Origin of the sequence: Micromonospora sp. WMMD1076 (assembly GCF_029581475.1) — a bacterium.
Classification (GTDB): domain Bacteria; phylum Actinomycetota; class Actinomycetes; order Mycobacteriales; family Micromonosporaceae; genus Micromonospora; species Micromonospora aurantiaca.
On sequence record NZ_CP120862.1, the window covers coordinates 2915456 to 2928797 of the forward strand.

Below are 13342 nucleotides of genomic sequence, written 5' to 3' on the forward strand. Positions count from 1 at the left end.
GCAGCCGCGCGGCGGACCGCCCCCGGGTTACCGGCGCCGGGCGTGCCCTCCCTGTTCCGGCCGTCCCCGCCGGATAAAGTCGCCGACGAGGCCGACGGACGAGGCCGACGAGGGGCGGGGATGATCATGCGGGACACCGACCGGGCGCTCGTGCAGGCCGCCACCGCCGTCGCGAAGCTGCGCTGCCGCAGCGACAACCACACAGTCGCCGCCGCCGTACGCAGCACCGACGGCCGGGTGTTCAGCGGCGTGAACGTCTACCACTTCACCGGCGGCCCGTGCGCCGAGGTGGTGGCTCTCGGTGCCGCCGCGACCCAGGGCGCGGGCGAGCTGGAGGCGATCGTCGCGGTGGGGGACCGGGGCCGGGGCGTCCTCCCGCCGTGCGGGCGCTGCCGTCAGGTGCTGCTCGACTACTTCCCGTCGATCAAGGTGATCGTCGGCCCGCCCGACGGGCTGCGCGCGATCCCGATCACCGACCTGCTGCCCGAGACGTACGTCTGGGCCGACCAGCAGGTCGAGGTGCCGGTCGCCGCCCGCGCCGGGGTGTGGCCGACGCCTGTGGTGCCGGGCAGCCGGCAGGCCCCGGAGGACTGACGGCCCGGGGCGCGGCGAGCCGCGGCACTCAGTCGCCGGCCGCTGCCTCCAGCATCGAGCGGGGAACCGGCACCTGCTCGAAGCGGACCTGGCCCTCCGGCACCATCCAGCTGCTCACCTGCGCGACGAGTCGTCCCGCGCGGACCGCCGGGTCGTTCGCGTACAGCTCACGGGCCATCTGCGGATCGACCGACAGCACCACGAAACCGCGGACGCGCCCGTCGTCGCCGTTCAGGAACGGCCCGGCCGCGAGCACCGCGCCCTGCTCCACCAGCCCGGCCTGGTGCGCCAGGTGGGCGTCCTGGATCCGGTCGAGGGCGTCCTGCGGCAGGTCCGGCGCGTCGTCCGGGCGGACCAGGAGGACCACCGTGTGCCTGTCGAATCGCATGTCCTCAGGCTAGGTGCTGCCGGGCGCGCAGTGCCCGAACCCGCACCCCCCACCTCCGCGATCTTGCGGTTGCTGCCCCGGCGAAGCGGACAAATTTCCCATCGGCGGGCCGCAAGTGCAAGATCACCGCGTGTTCGGTGGGGTGGGGTGACGCAGTCAGGCCAGTAGCTGCCAGAGCAGGAAACCGTTGAGCGCCACCACGAACGCCGTGATGGCGACCGCGGCGGCGGTGGTGGCCCGGCGGTTGACCAGGCTGCCCATCAGGTCCCGGCGGCGCGTGAACATCACCACCGGGATCAGCGCGAACGGGATGCCGAAGCTCAGCACCACCTGGGACAGCACCAGCGCCCGGGTCGGGTCGACGCCGATCGCGAGCACCGCGAGCGCGGGCAGCAGCGTGATCATCCGGCGTACCAGCAGCGGGATCCGGCGGCGCAGGAAGCCCCGCATGATGATCTCGCCGGCGTACGTGCCGACGCTCGTGGAGGCGAGGCCGGACAGGAGCAGGGCGACCGCGAAGCCGACCGCCGCAGCCGTGCCGAGCGTGGTGGCGAGCCCGGCGTGGACGCCTTCCAAAGTGTCGGTGCCGGGGATCGACGTGCCGTGGAAGCTGCTCGCGGCGACCAGCAGCATGGCCAGGTTGACAGCGCCGGCGATGCCCAGCGCGATCAGTACGTCGACCCGCAGGCCCTTGGCGATCACCCGCCGCTGCGTCTCGCCCTCCGCGGGCAGGCGGTTCGGGGTCAGCGCCGAGTGCACGTAGATGACGTGCGGCATCACCGTCGCGCCCAGGATGCCGGCGGCGAGCAGCATGCTGTCGGTGCCCTGCATCCGGGGCAGCAGCCCGGCCGTGGCGTCGGACACGTCCGGTTGCGCGCTGACCAGGTTGACAGCGAACGCCAGCACGATCACGCCGAGCAGCACCGCGATGGCGATCTCGAAGGTCCGGAAACCCCTGGCGCGCAGCGCCAGGACGGCGAACGAGGCGGCGCCGACGATCAGGCCGCCGGGCAGCAGCGGGACGCCGAACAGCAGGTACAGCGCGACCGCCCCGCCGATCACCTCGGCCAGGTCGGTGGCCATGGCGACCAGTTCGGCCTGCGCCCACATGACCCGGTTGAGCGGCCGGGGCAGGTGTTCCCGGCACAGTTCGGGCAGGCTGCGCCCGGTGGCCAGGCCGAGCTTGGCGGTGAGCGTCTGCACCAGCATGGCGGCCAGGTTCGCCGCCACGACCACCCAGACCAGGAGATACCCGTACCGGGCGCCGGCTGTGGAGTTGGTGGCGAAGTTGCCCGGATCGACGTAGGCCACAGCCGCCACGAACGCGGGCCCGAGCAGGATGAGACGGCCGCGTACCGGGCGCGGGGAACCGACGGTCCGCAGCGGGGGTACGACAGGCGTCACCACTGTTGCGCCTCGACGCACGACGGACGGCCGGGTGAGTTCATGGAGTCAAGGGCCATGCCCGGCTGTTCCCGGTGATTACCCGCATATGCCACTTATCTAGAGTCGGAAGGGAAAAGCGGACACGACGAACGGCCGCCCTCGCGAGGGCGGCCGTTCGGGTCGATCGGTCAGGCGGCGGTGGACCAGATGGCCCGGAACGCGGCCGCCTCACCGGCCAGCCACTGCTCGATCTGCTCGGGCTTGACGTCGGCGGGCATCCGGTGCGCCTCGCCGCGCCGGACGTCGACCAGGACCGGCTCGGCGTGCGGCAGCACCGCGTCCATGTGCCGGGCCATCAGGTGCAGTGTGGCCAGCGTCGTCTCCTCGCTCGGCGGCGCGTCGTCGAAGTGCAGCCGGATCGCCTCGGCCCGGCCGTCGGCGTACCGGACGCCGAACTGCGGGTTGATCTTCACGGGCAGGTCGCCGAGCATCGCCAGGGCGTCGCGGGTCTGGGCCAGGTCGACGCCGGCCGGTTCGCCGAGCGAGTGCAGCCAGCGGGTCGCGCCCGGCACGAGCGCCTCGTAGAGCGGCCGCCAGCGCGGCTTGACCAGGTCGGCGACCTGCGCGAGGTGCGTGCCGCCGGTGTGGAAGGCGACGTCGGCCTTGAGCGCCTTGACGAACTGGCCGTGCGGGTTGAAGCCGTGCCGGCTGGCCCGCTGCCGGCGCAGACCGCCGACGAAGGTGGCCTTCGTGGGGCCGGTGCGGTCGACGTACCGGGTGAATCCGAGGAGGGTGGCGTAGGGGGTGACAGGGGTCGCGGAGGTGGGCGCAGTCACGAGCATCCTCCCAGGTCAGCAGCTCGATTAGTACATACATTCTAATCGACGGGTCTGACATCGCCCAGGGTACGAAAAGGGCCGCCCGGACATCCCGGGCGGCCCTTTTTCGCGTAGTCCTAGAGCTGGCCGACGTCGGTGATCCGGACCGCCGCCGCGCCTGTCTCGTCCGAGGCGGCGAGGTCGATCTCGGCGCTGATGCCCCAGTCGTGGTCGCCGTCCGGGTCGTCCAGGATCTGCCGTACGGTCCACCGCTCGCGGCCCTGCTCGATCATCAGCAGCGCCGGTCCGCGCGCGTCCGGCCCCACCCCGATGGAGTCGTACGTCTCGAAGTACGGCTCCAGCGCGTCGGCCCAGGCGTCGGCGTTCCAGCCGTCGCCCGCGTCCAGCTCGCCGAGCAGGTCCCAGCGGCGCAGCGCGGCCAGCTCGACGCGGCGGAACATCGCGTTGCGCACCAGCACCCGGAACGCCCGCGCGTTGCGGGTCACCGCCGGCGGCCGGTCGTCCAGCGAGGCGGCCACCTCGGCCACGTCCGACGGGTTGCGCAGCCGTTCCCACTCGTCGATCAGGCTGGAGTCGACCTGACGGACCAGCTCGCCCAGCCACTCGATGAGGTCGACCAGCTCCTCGGTCTTCGCGTCCTCGGGGACGGTCTGCCGCAGCGTCTTGTACGCGTCGGCGAGGTAGCGCAGCACCAGCCCCTCGGACCGGGACAGCCCGTAGAACTGGACGTACTCGGGGAACGTCATGGCCCGCTCGTACATGTCCCGGACCACGGACTTGGGGGAGAGCCGGTGGTCGGCCACCCAGGGGTGTCCCTGCCGGTACATCTCGTACGCGGAGTCCAGCAGCTCCGCGAGCGGCTTGGGCCAGGTCACCTCGTCGAGCAGTTCGAGGCGTGCCTCGTACTCGATGCCTTCCGCCTTCATCGCGGCGACCGCCTCGCCGCGGGCCTTGAACTGCTGCGCGGACAGCACCTGGCGGGGGTCGTCCAGGATCGACTCGATCACGCTCAGCACGTCGAGCGCGTACGACGGCGACTCCCGGTCGAGCAGCTCGACGGTGGCCAGCGCCAGCGGTGACAGCGGCTGGTTCAGCGCGAAGTCGAGCTGGAGGTCGACGGTGAGGCGCACCCGGCGGCCGGTCTCGTCCGGCTCGGGCAGTTCCTCGACCACGCCGCCGGCGCGCAGCGCGCGGTAGACGGCGATGGCCCGGCGGATGTGCCGGCGCTGGGCGGCCGGGTCCTCGTGGTTGTCGGTGAGCAGGTGCCGCATCGAGGCGAACGCGTCGCCGGGGCGGCCGATCACGTTGAGCAGCATCGAGTGGCTGACCTGGAAGCTGGAGGTGAGCGGCTCCGGCTCGGCCTCGACCAGACGCTGGAACGTCGGCTCGCCCCAGCCGATCGAGCCCTCCGGCGGCTTCTTCTTGACCACCTTGCGACGCTTTTTCGGGTCGTCACCGGCCTTCGCGAGCGCCTTCTCGTTCTCGATCACGTGCTCGGGGGCCTGCACCACGACCCGGCCCAGCGTGTCGAACCCGGCCCGCCCGGCCCGGCCGGCGATCTGGTGGAACTCGCGGGCCTTGAGCAGCCGGGTGCGGGTGCCGTCGTACTTGCTCAGGCCGGTGAACAGCACGGTACGGATGGGGACGTTGATGCCGACGCCGAGCGTGTCCGTACCGCAGATGACCTTGAGCAGGCCGGCCTGGGCGAGCGTCTCGACCAGGCGGCGGTACTTCGGGAGCATGCCCGCGTGGTGCACGCCGATGCCGTGGCGGACCAGCCGGGACAGCGTCTTGCCGAAGCCGGAGGTGAACCGGAAGTTGCCGATCGCCTGGGCGATCATGTCCTTCTCGGCGCGGGTGCAGACGTTCACGCTCATCAGCGCCTGGGCGCGTTCCAGCGCGGCGGCCTGGGTGAAGTGCACGACGTACACCGGGGCCTGCTTGGTCTCCAGCAGCTCCTCCAGGGTCTCGTGCAGCGGCGTGGTCGCGTACGAGAAGAGGAGCGGGACCGGCCGCTCGGCCGAGCGGACGACGGCGGTCGGCCGACCGGTGCGCCGGGTCAGGTCGTCGACGAAGCGGGTGGTGTCGCCGAGCGTGGCCGACATCAGCACGAACTGGGCCTGCGGCAGCTCGATCAGCGGCACCTGCCAGGCCCAGCCCCGGTCCGGCTCGGCGTAGAAGTGGAACTCGTCCATGATCACCTGGCCGACGTCGGCGCGGCGGCCCTCGCGCAGCGCCAGGTTGGCCAGGATCTCCGCGGTGCAGCAGACGATCGGCGCGTCCGCGTTGACGCTCGCGTCGCCGGTGAGCATGCCGACGTTCTCCGCGCCGAAGACCTCGCAGAGCGCGAAGAACTTCTCCGAGACCAGCGCCTTGATCGGCGCGGTGTAGAAGGTCGTCCGGTCGTCGGCCAGCGCCGCGAAGTGCGCCGCGATCGCCACCAGGCTCTTGCCCGAGCCGGTCGGCGTATTCATGATCACGTTCGCGCCGGAGACGATCTCGATGACCGCCTCCTCCTGATGGGGATAGAGGTCCAGGCCGCGCTCGGACGCCCAGGAGGCGAACGCGTCGTAGAGGGTGTCGGGATCGGCGGTCTTCGGCAGCGCGGCGGTGAGAGTCATGGCGGCTCCCATCGTGCCTGGATCACACCACGCCGCGCCAACCGGGTTCAGCGCCGCCGGTGGATCAGGTCGAAGACCTCCCGGCCGGCGGTCAGCGCGCGCCGCTCGAACTTCGTCACCGGCCGGTGCACCGGACGGGGCGCGTAGCCGCCGTACACGTCGGCCAGCTCCGGGTCGGCGGTGAGCGTCTCGCGCATCGACTCGGCGTACTCGGCCCAGTCCGTCGCACAGTGCAACGTGCCGCCCGGCGCCAGCCGGGACCGCAGCAGCGCCACGTGCGCCGGCGCGATGATCCGCCGCTTGTGGTGGCGCGTCTTCGGCCACGGGTCGGGGAAGAAGACGTGCACCGCGTCCAGGCAGCCCTCCGGCATGGCCCGGACCAGGTCCAGCGCGTCGCCCTCGGCCACCCGCACGTTGTCCAGACCGTGACGTTCCACCAGGTCGAGCAGGTTGGCGATTCCCGGCGTATGGACCTCGACCGCCAGATAGTGTCGGACCCGGTCGGCCGCCGCCATCGCCGCGGTGGCGTCGCCCATGCCGGAGCCGATCTCCAGCACCAGCGGCGCCCGTCGTCCGAACAGCGCCGTCGGATCGCACGGCCCGTCGAGGGCGGCGATCTCGAGGCCGTACGCGGGCCAGAGCCGGGTGAGCGCGTCGCGCTGCCGCTCGCTCATCCGTCCGCGACGCGGATGGAAGGTGCGGATGCGGCCGGCGGCGATGTCGGGGAGGGTCACAGCGACCCGAGCCTAGCCCGGATCGGATGTGATGTGCGGCCGGGGGTGAGAGGATTCATCCCGTACGCCGGGAGGGGTCATGGGGTCGTTCAGGGTACGTGAGGCGCTGCTGGTCGCGGTCGCCGCGTGCGGCGCCCCGCTGGTCGGCGCGCTGCCCGCCCAGGCCGCGCCGCACGCCGCCGAACCGGTGCCGGAACAGCCCCCGGCCGACGTGATCTTCGTGGAGGTCACCCCGGGCACCGTTTCGCCCGGCTACCTCGTCGGCATCCGGGCGAGCTGCCGAAACAACACCGTGCCGGCGATCGTCACCTCGGACGCGTTCGGCAAGATCCAGGTGCAGCCGCAGCGCGGCCTGCTCACCGCCTCGCCGATGGTCCACGAGCGGACCCGGCCCGGCAACTACCGGGTGAAGCTGGAGTGTCCCGGCGGGGAGACCGCCTCCACCATGCTCCAGGTGGTGAAACAGGGGCAGCCCACCCGGCAGCCGCCCCAGCCGAGTCATCTGCCCAGCCGCGGTCCGGCGACCGGCTTCGGCGGCACCGCCGGCCCCGGGCTCGGTGGCCTGCTGGTGCCCGTCGGGCTGGCGGTGACAGTGGTCGGCGCCGGGCTCGGCGTGGCCGCGTCCCGCCGGCACGCCCGCGGCGCCGCCAGAGGCTGAGGCCGGCCGTGGCCGAGCACTTCGTCCCGCCGCCGGCCGGAGCACGGCGCTCCGGCCGGCCGTTCCTGGCACTGCCCCCGCCCGCCGCACCACCGGCCGACGCCGCCCGCCCGTCCCGGGGCGGCCCGCCCGCCGCGTCGCGACAGTGGTATCCGCCGTCGGCCGATCCGCCGGCCCTGCGCCCCCGGCCCGCCGGGCCGCCGCCGGTCGAGCCGCCACCGGCGTCGCCGGGCGGGCGGGACCGGGGCCGGGGCTCCTGGTCGAAGCCGCTCGCGGTGGTGCTGGTGCTGGTCGGCGTGTTCGCCACCGGGGCCGGGCTCGGCCGCACGGCCGGGCCGTTCGACTTCGCCGACGCGTCGGCCGGGTCGAGCCGGTCGGGCGGGTCGGGTGCTGCGGTCCCGGCGAGCGCAGCCGCCCCGGTTCGGAAGCCGGCGAGCCGGCCGGTACGCCTGGCGGTGCCCGCCATCAAGGTCAACGCACCGGTCACCCCGGTCGGGCAGGCGAAGGACGGCTCGGTGGACGTACCGCCGCTGACCGAGCACGACCAGACCGGCTGGTACGACAGGGGAGCGGTGCCCGGCGACCCGGGCCGGGCGATCATCGTGGGCCACGTCGACACCAAGAGCGGACCGGCCGTCTTCTACCGGCTGCGCTCGCTCAAGCCCGGCTCCCGGATCCAGGTGACGCGCGCCGACCGCAGCGTGGTGAGCTTCAAGGTGGACAGCGTCGAGTACTTCGACAAGGCGAACCTGCCCGCCGCCCGGGTCTACGGCGACTCGGGCCCGGCCGAGCTGCGCCTGATCACCTGCGGCGGCGACTGGGTCGGCGGCCGTACCGGCTACCAGGACAACGTGATCGTCTTCGCGTCCCTGGCGAGCTGACCGTTGCCCGCCGCCCCACTCCGGCGGGGAGGGGGTCAGGAGGTGGCGGGGACCTGCTGGACCACCTCGAACTCCAGCAGGGTGGCGCCGGTGGCGACGGGCTTGCGGGGTTCGCCGCCCCCGGCGTGCGCGGCCCGGGACGGGCCCTGCGCCCACGCCTGGTACGCCTCCTCGCTCTCCCAACGCGTGTACACGAAGTAGCGGGTGTCCCCGGCGACCGGGCGCAGCAGCTCGAAGCCGAGGAAGCCGGGGGAGTTCTCCACCGCGCCGGCCCGGGCCGCGAACCGCTTCTCCAGCTCCTCGCCGGCACCGGACGGGACGTCGATCGCGTTGATCTTCACGACAGCCATGTGCCCACCCTAACGAGCGCCGCCCTCAGAACGTCTCGACGGCCGGTGCCAGGTCCGCGTCGACCACGATCGGGGCGTGGTCGGAGGGGCCCTTGCCCTTGCGGGCCTCCCGGTCCACGTAGGCGGAGCGGACCGCGCGGGCGAACGACGCGCTCGCGTACACCAGGTCGATCCGCATGCCCTTGTTCTGGTGGAACATCCCGGCCCGGTAGTCCCAGTACGTGAACGGGTGCGGCCCCTTCATCGGCGTCGGCACCACGTCCTCCAGTCCCAGGTCACGCAACGCGGCCAGGGCGGCCCGCTCGGCCGGGGTGACGTGGGTGGAGGTGACGAACAGCGCGGGATCCCAGACGTCGGCGTCGGTGGGCGCCACGTTGAAGTCACCGCAGACGGCCACCGGCAGCGCGCCGGCCACCTCCGGTTCGAGGGCGTCGCGCAGCGCCGCGAGCCAGGCCAGCTTGTACGCGTAGTGCGGGTCGTCCGGCGCGCGGCCGTTCGGCACGTACACCGACCAGACCCGCAGCCCGTCGCAGGTGGCCGAGATGGCGCGGGCCTCGGGCTCGGGGAACCCGGGCTCGCCGGGGAAGCCGGCGGTCACGTCGGCCAGCCCGACCCGGGACAGCACGGCGACGCCGTTCCACCGCCCGTCGCTGTGGCCGGCCACCTCGTAGCCCAGCTCGCCCACCTCGGCGACCGGGAACGCCCCGTCGGGGCACTTGGTCTCCTGCAGGCACACGACGTCGGGTTTCGTGGTGGCCAGCCAGTCGAGCAGCCGGGGCAGGCGGGCCTTCACCGAGTTGACGTTCCAGGTCGCCAGGCGCATGCCACCAGCCTGCCGCATCGCCGCCCGCCCCGCCCGGTCAGCGCTCCGGGGTGTCGCCGGGACGGGTCTGCTCGGCGAGGAAGCGTTCCAGCTCGGCGCCGAGTTCGTCGGCGGTGGGCAGCGGCCCGGTCTCGCCGGCGAGCAGGCTCTTCTCGCCCCGGCCGCGGGCGAACGCGTCGTACTGCTCCTCCAGCGCCTGGACCAGCGTCGCCGCCTCCTCGGTCTGGGTGACCTGGCGGTCGATCTCCACCCGGACCGCCTCGGCGGAAGTCCGCAGCGCCTCGACCGGCAGCAGCAGGCCGGTGCTGCGGGACACGGCGGACAGCAGCGCCTCGGCGGCGGCCGGGTACTCGGCCTGGGCCACGTAGTGCGGCACGTGCGCGGCGAAGCCGAGGGCGTCGCGCCCCCGCTCGCCGAGGCGGTACTCCAGCAGGTGACCGACACCGGCCGGCACCTGCACCTTCTGCAACCACGGCTCGTGCCCGGCGATCAGTTCCTTGCGGGTGGCGTGCGCGGTGACGCCGCTGGGCCGGGTGTGCGGCACCGCCATCGGGATCGAGTTGAGCCCGACTGTGAGCCGGACGTCGAGGCGGGCGCTGAGCCCGGTGACGGCGGCCACGAAACGCTCCCACTGCAGGTCCGGCTCGGGGCCGGTGAGCAGCAGGAACGGGGTCTCGTCGTCGTCGCGCAGCAGGTGCAGCTCCAGCGCCGGGGCGTCGTAGGACTCCCAGTGGTCCTCGACGAACGTCATCACCGGGCGGCGGGAGCGGTAGTCGAAGACCTGGTCCACGTCGAAGCGGGCGACGACCCGGGCGTCGAGCGAGGTGAGCAGCTGTTCCCGGGCCAGCCGGGTGGCGTTGCCGGCGTCGACGAAGCCGGTGAGCGCCTGGATCAGCACCGGCTGGCCGAGCTCGGGCAGCTCGTCGGTGAGTTCGTAGAGCTCGTGTGGATCGAGCACCGGTGGGGTCCTCCCTGTCGACGCGTACGGGGGAGCGCCGAGCGTGCGGCGTCCCCGGTTCGGCCAACGTACCGGGGCGGGTGGTCCATTCCGTTACGGCCACGTCCGATGCCCGGATGATGATCACGATTCGGCTACGCCCCGGTCCGGCGACCCATATCCGGATCGTCCGAACGGACGAGTTAGTCGATCATCGGGTGGGACCGGGAGGTCTGCGGCGTTCCTGCCCGGGCCGCTGCGCGCGCCGCCGCCCGGGTGATTGGTCCGGTTCCCGAGGTCCGTGGTCCGCCGGTTCGCACTGGGGTGGGCCGTCCGCTTCGGAACGGCCAAAGTGTGGCGAAGGCCACCCTATGGGCCTGGGTGATCCCGGTTTGCCCTGCCTAGCCTCGTCGGATGCGTAACGACGGCAACCTCGACGACCCGAACGGCTCCGGCCGCCCGGCTGACCGTTCGGACGATACCACCTCCGCCAATCGGTTGACAACACTCCGGGGACTGGTCCGGCGTACCCGCTTCTGGGCACCCACGAACCCCCGGCCCGGCCGGACGAAGCTGGCGGTCGCCACCGGCGCGGCCTGCTGCCTGGGCCTGGTCGGCGTCAGCCAGACCGGCTTCGGTGCCCCGGACCGCGCCGCCGACCCGGCGCCCCCGGCGGAGGTCGCCGAGCGCGCCGCGGTCGACCCGGCCTCCCGGGCCATGGCCCGGCCGAGCGCCGCCCCCGCCACCCCCAGCGCCGGCCCGTCCGCGACGGTGAGCCCGAAGGCGACCCCCAAGGCCAAGGCCACGCCGAAGAAGACGGTGCGGCAGATCGTCCCGGTCGCCGGCCTGGACCGCACCCAGATGAACAACGCCAAGAAGATCGTGCAGGCCGGCAAGGAGATGGGCATGCCGCGCCGCGCCCTCGTCATCGCGGTGGCGACGGCCATGCAGGAGAGCACCCTGCTCAACTACGCCAGCGGCGTGCTGCCCGAGTCGCAGAACTACCCGCACCAGGCCATCGGCTGGGACCACGACTCGGTCGGGCTGTTCCAGCAGCGCCCGAGCAGCGGCTGGGGCACGGTCGAGCAGCTCATGGACCCCGAGTACGCCACTAAGGCGTTCCTGTCCGCGCTGGCGGAGATCCCCGGCTGGCAGGACCTGCCGCTCTCGGTGGCCGCCCAGGCGGTGCAGATCTCGGCGTTCCCGGACGCGTACGCCCAGCACGAGTGGCGGGCCGGCGAAGTGGTGGCCGAGATCCTGGGCTGACCCGGACGGGTGGTTGCCGAAGGGCCGATTCGGGTATCAGGGACTTGCCGGTCCCAGGTACACATGAAGGGGACCGCGGGACGGGAGGACGCTCATGTCGCTGATGCAACGGATCACCGCCTTCCTGCGGTCGCCGCGGGGCCAGCAGTTGGTCGACCGCGGCCGGCGTGAGATGTCGAAGCCGGAGAACCAGGCCCGGCTGCGGCAGATCGCGAACCGGCTGCAGTCGCGCCGGCGCTGACCCGCGTCACCCCCGCGCCGCACGAGCCTCCGGAGCCCTTCGTGACCGACCCCGCCCCCGTCGACGGGGAGCCCAACGCCGTCCCCGCCGCCCCCGTCCCGCCGGTGGAGGCGCCCGAGGCGCCACCGGCCAAGCTGTGGGACCGGATGCGGGACGACCCGCAGTACGCGCCGGAGCACCTGGCCCTGGAGGCGGTACGCCGGCTCGGCCCGGAGGCCGCACAGTGGGCCGCCCGCGAGCGGGCGCTACGGCCGGACGCGCCGCCGGAGCACTTGGCCGACCAGGCGGTCCGCAAGTTCGTCAACCACGCCCGGCTCTCCGGTGCGGTGTCCGGCGCGGCCGGGCTGCCCGGCGCGGTGATCGACGTGGGCGTGCTGGCCTGGACCCAGGCCCGGCTGGTGCTGCACGTCGCGGCCGCCTACGGCGCCGACCCGGCGCACCCCGACCGGGCCACCGACCTGCTGGTGCTCCAGCGGGTGCACAAGGCCGCCGAGACGGCCCGCCTCGCGCTGGGCGTGGCCGCCGGCCGGGAACGGGCCGGTGCGCTGTTCGGCTCCGCCGGTGACCGGGCGCTGGGCCGGGTGATGCTCCAGCTCGGGGTCCGGCTGGCCCGGATGGCCGGGGTGCGTGCCGCCAAGCGGATGTTCGCCAAGGTCGTGCCGGGCGCCGCGATCGTGCTCGGCACCTGGGCCAACTCGTCGGCCACCAAGGAACTGGCCGACCGTACGCGCGCCCTCTACCGCGTCGCCGGTCCTCGGCAGCTACCCGGCCCGCGTCAGCCCTGACCAGCCGGAGGCGTTCCAGGCCACCTCGGCCAGCCGGCCCTGCCCGGTCGCGTTCGGGTGGAACCAGTCGAGCGCGTTGACCTGGTCCAGGTCGAAGCGGTGGCGGTGCACCGCGCCGCCGTCCCACCGGCAGCGTGACCCGTACGCCCGGCAGGCGGCGCGCAGTTGCCCGTCGTACGCCTCGATCCGATCCCTGACGCGGGCCCGGCGGGCGGCAGCGGCGGGCGCTGTGGACGTGGCGTCGGCGAGCAGGGACGGGCAGACGCCCCGCGACCAGGCCCGCACGGCGCGGGGCTCGGCGTGCCCGATCTGCCAGAGCCGGTACAGGTCCGGGATGCTGACCACCAGCACCCGGGCCTTCGGCCGTCCCTCGCGCAGCACGCCCAGCGCCGCGTCGACCTGGTCCCGGAAGGTCGCCACCGGAGTCATGTCGTCGACGTCGCCCCGGCAGACGTCGTTCGCGCCGATCAGCACGGTGACCAGGTCGGCCTTGTCGCGTACCGCCGACCGGGCCTGTCCGGTCAGCGCGGTCGCGCGGGCCCCGGGCACGGCCCGGTTGTACGCCCGCAGCCCCGGCGCGTCGGCGCGCAGCCGCCGGTAGAGGCTCTCCACCCGCAGGCCGTCCCCGGTCGACCAGGAGTTGCGTTCGCAGCTCACCAGCACCAGGCAGGAGCCGTAGCCGGTGCTGACCGAGTCGCCGAGCGCGACCAGCACCCGGGGTTCGCCGGGGGCGGGTGTGCCGGACGGCCGTGGCGACGCCTCGCCGGAGCCGTCACAGGCCAGCGCGACGAGCGCTGCCAGGCAGGCCAGCGCGGCGATCCAGCGTCGAGGCATCGGTC

The 13342-nt window shown here is 73.4% G+C and carries 15 protein-coding genes; 6 read left to right on the forward strand and 9 right to left on the reverse strand.

Going from position 1 to position 13342, the window contains the following annotated elements; genetic code table 11:
- Positions 1-120: 120 nt before the first annotated feature.
- Entirely contained in the window at positions 121-594 is a 474-nt protein-coding gene (locus O7622_RS14050) for a cytidine deaminase (RefSeq protein WP_013285334.1), read from the forward strand.
- 28 nt (positions 595-622) lie between these two features.
- Here the strand turns inward: O7622_RS14050 and O7622_RS14055 are convergent, their stop codons facing one another.
- From O7622_RS14055 to trmB, 5 genes are all read right to left on the reverse strand, one after another.
- Positions 623-982: a YciI family protein gene (locus O7622_RS14055; RefSeq protein ID WP_282313762.1), complete on the reverse strand. Its 360-nt coding sequence runs from the start codon at positions 980-982 to the stop codon at positions 623-625.
- 156 nt (positions 983-1138) lie between these two features.
- On the reverse strand, positions 1139-2389 hold the full coding sequence (locus O7622_RS14060; RefSeq protein ID WP_282313763.1) for an Nramp family divalent metal transporter: 1251 nt from the start codon (positions 2387-2389) through the stop codon (positions 1139-1141).
- A 167-nt stretch (positions 2390-2556) separates the two neighbouring features.
- Positions 2557-3204, reverse strand: a complete 648-nt coding sequence (locus tag O7622_RS14065) for a hypothetical protein (RefSeq protein ID WP_282313764.1) — start codon at positions 3202-3204, stop codon at positions 2557-2559.
- A gap of 119 nt (positions 3205-3323) precedes the next feature.
- On the reverse strand, positions 3324-5828 hold the full coding sequence (locus tag O7622_RS14070; RefSeq protein WP_282313765.1) for a DEAD/DEAH box helicase: 2505 nt from the start codon (positions 5826-5828) through the stop codon (positions 3324-3326).
- A gap of 47 nt (positions 5829-5875) precedes the next feature.
- The gene (trmB, locus tag O7622_RS14075) at positions 5876-6502 is read right to left on the reverse strand and encodes a tRNA (guanosine(46)-N7)-methyltransferase TrmB (protein WP_282314137.1); all 627 of its coding nucleotides are present in this window, start codon (positions 6500-6502) and stop codon (positions 5876-5878) included.
- A 139-nt stretch (positions 6503-6641) separates the two neighbouring features.
- Between trmB and O7622_RS14080 the strand changes: the two genes are divergently transcribed.
- Both O7622_RS14080 and O7622_RS14085 read left to right on the forward strand, forming a co-directional pair.
- On the forward strand, positions 6642-7220 hold the full coding sequence (locus O7622_RS14080; protein ID WP_282313766.1) for a hypothetical protein: 579 nt from the start codon (positions 6642-6644) through the stop codon (positions 7218-7220).
- A 176-nt stretch (positions 7221-7396) separates the two neighbouring features.
- A complete protein-coding gene (locus O7622_RS14085; protein WP_282314138.1) occupies positions 7397-8101 on the forward strand; it encodes a class F sortase in 705 nt (234 codons plus the stop codon).
- Positions 8102-8136: 35 nt separating this feature from the next.
- Here O7622_RS14085 and O7622_RS14090 read toward each other — a convergent pair whose 3' ends face one another.
- The 3 genes from O7622_RS14090 to O7622_RS14100 are packed head-to-tail and all read right to left on the reverse strand — an operon-like array spanning position 8137 to position 10232.
- A complete protein-coding gene (locus O7622_RS14090) occupies positions 8137-8451 on the reverse strand; it encodes an antibiotic biosynthesis monooxygenase (protein WP_282313767.1) in 315 nt (104 codons plus the stop codon).
- A gap of 25 nt (positions 8452-8476) precedes the next feature.
- Positions 8477-9274 carry an exodeoxyribonuclease III gene (locus O7622_RS14095; protein ID WP_282313768.1) on the reverse strand — a complete coding sequence of 266 codons (798 nt, stop codon included), beginning with the start codon at positions 9272-9274 and terminating at the stop codon, positions 8477-8479.
- Positions 9275-9311: 37 nt separating this feature from the next.
- Positions 9312-10232 carry a PAC2 family protein gene (locus tag O7622_RS14100; RefSeq protein WP_282313769.1) on the reverse strand — a complete coding sequence of 307 codons (921 nt, stop codon included), beginning with the start codon at positions 10230-10232 and terminating at the stop codon, positions 9312-9314.
- Positions 10233-10625: 393 nt separating this feature from the next.
- Between O7622_RS14100 and O7622_RS14105 the strand changes: the two genes are divergently transcribed.
- The 3 genes from O7622_RS14105 (at position 10626) to O7622_RS14115 (ending at position 12503) form a co-directional block, all read left to right on the forward strand.
- The gene (locus tag O7622_RS14105; protein ID WP_282313770.1) at positions 10626-11477 is read left to right on the forward strand and encodes a peptidase M23; all 852 of its coding nucleotides are present in this window, start codon (positions 10626-10628) and stop codon (positions 11475-11477) included.
- A 94-nt stretch (positions 11478-11571) separates the two neighbouring features.
- Positions 11572-11718, forward strand: a complete 147-nt coding sequence (locus O7622_RS14110) for a hypothetical protein (protein ID WP_013285352.1) — start codon at positions 11572-11574, stop codon at positions 11716-11718.
- Positions 11719-11759: 41 nt separating this feature from the next.
- Positions 11760-12503, forward strand: coding sequence for an EcsC family protein (locus O7622_RS14115; protein ID WP_282313771.1), 744 nt, complete (start codon positions 11760-11762; stop codon positions 12501-12503).
- On the opposite strand, the gene O7622_RS14120 is transcribed toward O7622_RS14115, so the two are convergent.
- On the reverse strand, positions 12480-13337 hold the full coding sequence (locus tag O7622_RS14120; protein WP_282313772.1) for a GDSL-type esterase/lipase family protein: 858 nt from the start codon (positions 13335-13337) through the stop codon (positions 12480-12482). The two genes, O7622_RS14115 and O7622_RS14120, sit on opposite strands and share 24 nt — an antisense overlap.
- Positions 13338-13342: the final 5 nt, after the last annotated feature.

Coding starts and splice junctions, on each gene's coding strand:
- trmB (WP_282314137.1), bottom strand. CDS start 6,502: ATGAGCGAGCGGCAGCGCGACGCGCTCACCCGGCTCTGGCCCGCGTAC.
- O7622_RS14080 (WP_282313766.1), top strand. CDS start 6,642: ATGGGGTCGTTCAGGGTACGTGAGGCGCTGCTGGTCGCGGTCGCCGCG.
- O7622_RS14070 (WP_282313765.1), bottom strand. CDS start 5,828: ATGACTCTCACCGCCGCGCTGCCGAAGACCGCCGATCCCGACACCCTC.
- O7622_RS14105 (WP_282313770.1), top strand. CDS start 10,626: ATGCGTAACGACGGCAACCTCGACGACCCGAACGGCTCCGGCCGCCCG.
- O7622_RS14050 (WP_013285334.1), top strand. CDS start 121: ATGATCATGCGGGACACCGACCGGGCGCTCGTGCAGGCCGCCACCGCC.
- O7622_RS14055 (WP_282313762.1), bottom strand. CDS start 982: ATGCGATTCGACAGGCACACGGTGGTCCTCCTGGTCCGCCCGGACGAC.
- O7622_RS14110 (WP_013285352.1), top strand. CDS start 11,572: ATGTCGCTGATGCAACGGATCACCGCCTTCCTGCGGTCGCCGCGGGGC.
- O7622_RS14120 (WP_282313772.1), bottom strand. CDS start 13,337: ATGCCTCGACGCTGGATCGCCGCGCTGGCCTGCCTGGCAGCGCTCGTC.
- O7622_RS14095 (WP_282313768.1), bottom strand. CDS start 9,274: ATGCGCCTGGCGACCTGGAACGTCAACTCGGTGAAGGCCCGCCTGCCC.
- O7622_RS14090 (WP_282313767.1), bottom strand. CDS start 8,451: ATGGCTGTCGTGAAGATCAACGCGATCGACGTCCCGTCCGGTGCCGGC.